Origin of the sequence: Streptomyces longisporoflavus (genome assembly GCF_014649775.1) — a bacterium.
GTDB classification, from domain to species: domain Bacteria; phylum Actinomycetota; class Actinomycetes; order Streptomycetales; family Streptomycetaceae; genus Streptomyces; species Streptomyces longisporoflavus.
Window position 1 is genome coordinate 1 of the sequence record NZ_BMTR01000082.1, and the last position, 4962, is coordinate 4962.

The following is a 4962-nucleotide window of genomic DNA, read 5'->3' on the forward strand; positions in this document are numbered from 1 at the left end:
GAAGGTCAGCTGGATCCGGGTTTCGTTGAAGTGATCCCAGTCCATGACCAGGCGGAAACGCTGGTGGGCTGCCAGGCGTTCCGCGTCGGCCGGCTCCTGCCCGCGCAGTAGCCGGGCGTCGCCGGACTCCACGAACTCCGTGAGGGCCAGGCGGATGTCGTCCGCGTTCTGGTCGGTGGCGGCGGCCAGCCGGTCCAGGGAGGTGAGGAGTTCCTGCGGTTTACCCAGATCGTGGATCAGGTGGTCGATGAGGGTGTTGACGAGCGGGGCGGTGCGCATCGTCCAGCCGATCCGGTCGAGCCGCTTGCTGAGCTCGGCATTCAGGGGCAGCAGGTCACCGGGCAGCGGCAGGGCGGCAGGCATCGACCATCGGGTGCCGTCCGGTGTCTCCTCGCGGCGTGCCAGGCCCCAGCTCAGGTAGAGCTCGGACAGGTCCCGCACGGTCGTGGGCACGGGGAAACCGGCAGCGGTGAGCATGGCGGCGAAGTCCTGCCAGCGACTCTCCTCCCACGCTTCGCGGCCCTCCGGTGCCGCCTCGTAGTCCCACTCCTCATCGGGCCAGGAGAAGGTGAGCGCACCGTCGAGGTTGCCGCCGATCATGTCCCAGTGGCCGTCGAAGGCCTCCTGCAGGAGGTCGTCCAGTGAACCGGTGAAGCCCGGCTGGCTCGCGGTGCCGATCAGCATCGTCAGCGCGAAGCCCTGGCGGGGCAGGACGTGATCCCAGCCCGAAGGCCACCAGTCGTTGTGGATCGCGACGTCCCGGCGCGGCCCGGGCACAGACAGGTCCTCAGCCATCGGCATCTCTTCCTCGAGCGACGTCCAGACACGGGCAGCGTACGCACTGTGGTGCGGAGAGATTCCTACTCCAGGCCGGGGTCGCGCAGGGGGCCGGGCCGGGGTGACTGCACAACCGCCGGTGAGGACGAAGGGGTAGGGCGTGCCGAGGGCCAGGACGTCGGCCAGGAGTTGGCGGTGCAGGCCGCTCGGGTTCACGCGGCAGCGGTCCTGGCGGCAGCCAGTTCCGGGAAGGCCGTTTCCCATGTGCGGCGCAGCGGGCGGCTGATCAATGTCCTCAGGGTGGGCCACTGAGCGGTCAGCAGGTCTCGGTCGAGGAGGTTGACCAGGTCCTGGTGCTGTCCTTCGGCCAGGACGGTGCGGTACAGCCCCATACGCGAGCGGGGCTGGTCCAGCGTGTACGAGCGGCGGCCCGACCAGGCCACGTGCAGAGGCAGCTCTCGTGGTGCCCGCCTCGACCCGGACGCTGCCCGCCGCCGGGCGGGTCATCGACTGGGGCGTTAAGGAGATTGCGACCACGACCTCCGACGCGCACGAGTCGCACGCCCGGCACGGGCGCACGGTGGCGCAGAAGCTGGCGCGCTACCAGCGGATGATGGCCCGCAGGAAGCCCGCGAGGGGCCAGCCCGCCTCGAAGGGCTACCGGACGGCGAGACGACAGACTGCCAAACTCCACCGCAAGGTCGCCGCGCAGCGGCAGGACACGGCCCGCAAGTGGGCCAAGTCCGTGGTCCGTGACCTTGACACCCTGGCCGTGGAGGACATCAGGCCGCGGTTCCTCGCGAGGTCGACCATGGCACGCAAGGCGGCCGACGCCGCGATCGGGGCCACCAAGAAGGCGCTGGTCGAGCAGGCCCGCAAACACGGACGTGCCCTGCATCTGGTCGACCCGAAGTGCACGACGATGGACTGTGCTGCGTGTGGTGCGAGAGCCAAGCGCCGCCTGCCTCTTTCGGAGAGAACGTATACGTGCACCGCGTGCGGGGCGGTATCCCCCAGGGGCAAGAACTCCGCGCACGTGATGCTCGTCCGGGCTGGTCTCTCACCCGGCTAGCGCTGATCGTGTAAGACCTGCACCCCCGCCGGGGGCCAGGCGACGTGAGCTAGGAATCCCCCTCAGATGGGGGAGGAGTCAATGGTCGGGGTGTACGGCCTGGACGCCGGTGCCCGCGTAGGCCTTCGGTGTCAGGGTGAGCAGAAACCGTCCGCCGGGATGGGCGGCGGACGGCCGGGCGGCGTGGATGGCGTGGACGGCGGCCCAGGAGTGCCCGAAGCGCAGCAGTTCGGTGGCGGTGACGGCGGCGTCGGTGTCGAACGCTTCGATCCGGATGAACCGCAGCCCCTTGATGTAGCCGAGCAGACCGGGCCGCTCGGCGTCGCCGGCCGTCAGCGAGAGCACCGGCGCATACAGATTGCCGAGCCCGCCGGAGGCCTGGACGTAGAACGCGGCGACTGCCTCGTTGAACGGATCCTTCGGGTCGAACAGCGCCGCGGCGGTCGTGTGGTCCAGCACGACCGCGATCGCCGCCACTAGGCAGCCGTCCGCGGACTGGACGGGCCGGCTCCCAGGCGCTCCAGCAGAGCCCGGGCCTTCGCCTCGGCTTCCGGGCTCGGCGCGCTGCCCAGGGCGGAGGAGAGCTCAGCGCGGGCAAGCTCGGCGCGTTCGGCGTACTCGGCCTGAGTCGGGGTGCTCTGCGCGAGGTCCTCCACCAGGCTACGGATGGTGGTGTCGTGCTCGGCCGCAAGCTGCGCGAGCCGATCCCGGGCTGCCGTGCTCACCTTGATGCTCGTCTCGTCTGCTGCCATGTCCTTCACTCTACCGCGCTCCTCTACCATGGGTAGAGGAGCGCGGTTGTAGCCGTGCCCCAGATGCCCGGCATCCCCGCCACAGAGTGGAGTCCACCGGCCGGAAGTGCGCGACATCGACGGGGACGATGCCGTGCATGCACTTGGTGCGTACCCGCCGGAGCTGCCGATCACCCTCGACATGCCGGGCAAGGCCGACTACCTTCGCACCACCGAGCTGGAGCCCGCCGAGCGAGCCGCCCTCGATCAGGGGACGGCCCTACGGCGCCGGCCAGGGCTACACCCTCCGTGTCAGCGCCGTGCCTGCGGTCCACCGTCAGCTCCTCGACCGCTGTCAGGTCCTCGACGGCACCGTGGCGGTCCCCGCCCGACGCAAGGCCCGCCGCGAGTACGAGAACCGCGTCAGTGCTCTCAAGGCCGGGCCCCAACGCTGAAGGCCCGTCAATGCCACACCCTGGTCGTTACGCAGGGCTACACGCCACTTGACCGTAGCTATACGAGAACAGGGCCGGAACGGCTGCTCAGGAAGTGGCGTCCCGGTCGTCAGTGACAGACGCCGTTGATGGCAGACGTACATGCCAGAAGGGCCTCACCTACCGAAAACGGTAGGTGAGGCCCTTCTGAACTGGTGCCCCGGCAGGATTCGAACCTGCGACACCCGCTCTATGAGTGGGATCGAATGCTTGCCGGGATGCCTGGCGCTGCCGCACGGCGCGGGTTCCCCTGGTCAGAACCGCACGGTCAGACGCTCGATCCGGCTCCCGCGCTGCCGACTGCTGAGCAGCGTGTGGGTCAGATCTGGCCGAGGTCGATCTCTACAGGGAAGGGGGCCGCTGCCTTGAGGACGCCGGTGAACACGTCTCCGTCCCGGTAGGTCTTGGTCGCGGGGTCAAGGACGTACGTATACACGAGAGGAACGCCTGTCGCTGCCTGCTCGATCCGCCAGTAGAAACCGATGCCTGCCTTCGCGTACTGGTCGACCTTCACGATCCGGTCGGTGGTCTCCGAGCCTGGCGACACTACCTCTGCGACCAGCAGCACGTGCTCAGGGCGGGTGGGGGCGATGTCGATCGTGTCCGCGCGGTACACGATGACGTCCGGGCGGCGATTGGTGAGCGGGACGTCCTGAAGCCGGACGTCGAAGTCCGTGTCGGCGTTCCACTCCGGACCTGCGGCTACATCCAGGGCGTTCGCCAGAATCCGGGCCAGACGGTTGTGCCGCTTGGACGCGCTCGGACTCACGACGACCATCCCGTCCACGATCTCGATGCCGGCGCACTGCTCCTCGGACCAAGACTCGTACTCCTCCGCCGTGATCTGCTCATGCATCCACGCCGGGGCCACCATCTCGGCCGTCATCAAGCACCTCCCGGACACTGAGTTGCGGGCCCGATCCCGCTGTATTCAGCGTACTGTCTGCCGTCCGTCCGGGACGCCTACGAGTACCACGAGTATGACGATGCAGAGTGGTCGCGGCGGTGCCGTGGGTTCCTGCACGGCCGGGCCTGGACGCACGCCGAGGGCCCGTAGGCGCTGTTCGGCCACGCGGTGGGCTGGCTGTGCCGCAACCGGGTGATGCTGCCGGGCGTCCCGGTGCTGGCCCGGCAGGTGTCGGAGGTGCGGAAGGCCGCGGACAAGCGGCTGCATGCCACCGTCGCGGGCGCCGCCCGCCGCGCGGAACCGGCACGGCCCGGTGACCGGGTGGCGACGTTGAAGACGCCGGGGGCTCTCGGAGCTGGAGCGGCTGCGCCGGGCGCCCGGATGGCGGCGCTGGCCCGGTACGCGCTGGGGTCGAAGGCGCCTCTGGGCCGCCCTGCGTCCCGTCGACGGATGGATGTGACCCTTCGGCATCGTGGTCGGGGGCCTACGAGGCCAGGGCCGGGACGAGGATGAGCCTTACAGCAGTCCGGACAGCGGCTGGACGCGTTCGGCGAGCGGTCCGCGCGGTTGTCCCTGGTTGCCGTCGGCTTCGGTGAGTCAGTCGGCGGCGGTGAGCAGGCCGGGGTGCTCGATGATCCGGTCGGGCCTGACTGCGGTGAAGGCGGCGACCTGCTCCATGGGCAGCCCGCCGCCCCCAAGCGTGTCCGAGGCCGCCGCCGGGGCGGGTGTGGGCTGCGGGTGACCGGTGCGCCGCCGTTGCGCGCCGGAGGGCGGCCCGGCTGGCGCCGTCCGCTCTCCCATCCCGGCAGCGGCAGCGGCGGCGCCGAGTCGCGGACGATCACCGGGACGCGGAGTGGGCGGACAGCTGTGCTTCGTACTCCGGGAGTCCGGCTCCGCCAGCGGCAGGCAGAACTGGCCTTTTCCAGGCGGACCTGCGGACCGGCAACGAGACGAGAGCTTGTGGCCGTTGGTGGGTGCCGA

The 4962-nt window shown here is 69.9% G+C and carries 6 protein-coding genes and 3 pseudogenes; 3 read left to right on the forward strand and 6 right to left on the reverse strand.

Annotated features, from left to right (window positions below; translation table 11 throughout):
- Both IE226_RS43285 and IE226_RS43290 read right to left on the reverse strand, forming a co-directional pair.
- Window positions 1-795: DUF6042 family protein (locus IE226_RS43285; RefSeq protein ID WP_190087035.1), on the reverse strand; the 795-nt coding region annotated here is incomplete at its 3' end.
- 194 nt (window positions 796-989) lie between these two features.
- Window positions 990-1235: pseudogene (locus tag IE226_RS43290) on the reverse strand (hypothetical protein); the annotation flags it as partial.
- On the opposite strand from IE226_RS43290, the pseudogene IE226_RS43295 reads away from it, so the two are divergent.
- A pseudogene (locus IE226_RS43295) lies at window positions 1229-1970 on the forward strand (RNA-guided endonuclease InsQ/TnpB family protein); the annotation flags it as partial. The pseudogenes IE226_RS43290 and IE226_RS43295 sit on opposite strands and share 7 nt — an antisense overlap.
- Here the strand turns inward: IE226_RS43295 and IE226_RS43300 are convergent.
- Both IE226_RS43300 and IE226_RS43305 read right to left on the reverse strand, forming a co-directional pair.
- Window positions 1928-2326, reverse strand: coding sequence for a PIN domain-containing protein (locus tag IE226_RS43300; RefSeq protein WP_190087036.1), 399 nt, complete (start codon window positions 2324-2326; stop codon window positions 1928-1930). The pseudogene IE226_RS43295 and the gene IE226_RS43300 overlap by 43 nt on opposite strands.
- Entirely contained in the window at window positions 2326-2601 is a 276-nt protein-coding gene (locus IE226_RS43305; protein WP_190087037.1) for a hypothetical protein, read from the reverse strand. Before IE226_RS43305 ends, IE226_RS43300 begins: the two co-directional genes overlap by 1 nt.
- Window positions 2602-2900: 299 nt before the next feature.
- Between IE226_RS43305 and IE226_RS45000 the strand changes: the two genes are divergently transcribed.
- Window positions 2901-3035 carry a hypothetical protein gene (locus tag IE226_RS45000; RefSeq protein ID WP_268251329.1) on the forward strand — a complete coding sequence of 45 codons (135 nt, stop codon included), beginning with the start codon at window positions 2901-2903 and terminating at the stop codon, window positions 3033-3035.
- A gap of 358 nt (window positions 3036-3393) precedes the next feature.
- On the opposite strand, the gene IE226_RS43315 is transcribed toward IE226_RS45000, so the two are convergent.
- Window positions 3394-3960, reverse strand: coding sequence for a Uma2 family endonuclease (locus tag IE226_RS43315; protein WP_190087038.1), 567 nt, complete (start codon window positions 3958-3960; stop codon window positions 3394-3396).
- A 66-nt stretch (window positions 3961-4026) separates the two neighbouring features.
- Between IE226_RS43315 and IE226_RS45395 the strand changes: the two are divergent.
- Window positions 4027-4452, forward strand: a pseudogene (locus tag IE226_RS45395) (DUF4158 domain-containing protein); the annotation flags it as partial.
- A 126-nt stretch (window positions 4453-4578) separates the two neighbouring features.
- On the opposite strand, the gene IE226_RS43320 reads toward IE226_RS45395, so the two are convergent.
- The gene (locus IE226_RS43320; protein ID WP_190087039.1) at window positions 4579-4782 is read right to left on the reverse strand and encodes a hypothetical protein; all 204 of its coding nucleotides are present in this window, start codon (window positions 4780-4782) and stop codon (window positions 4579-4581) included.
- Between the last annotated feature and the right edge of the window lie 180 nt (window positions 4783-4962).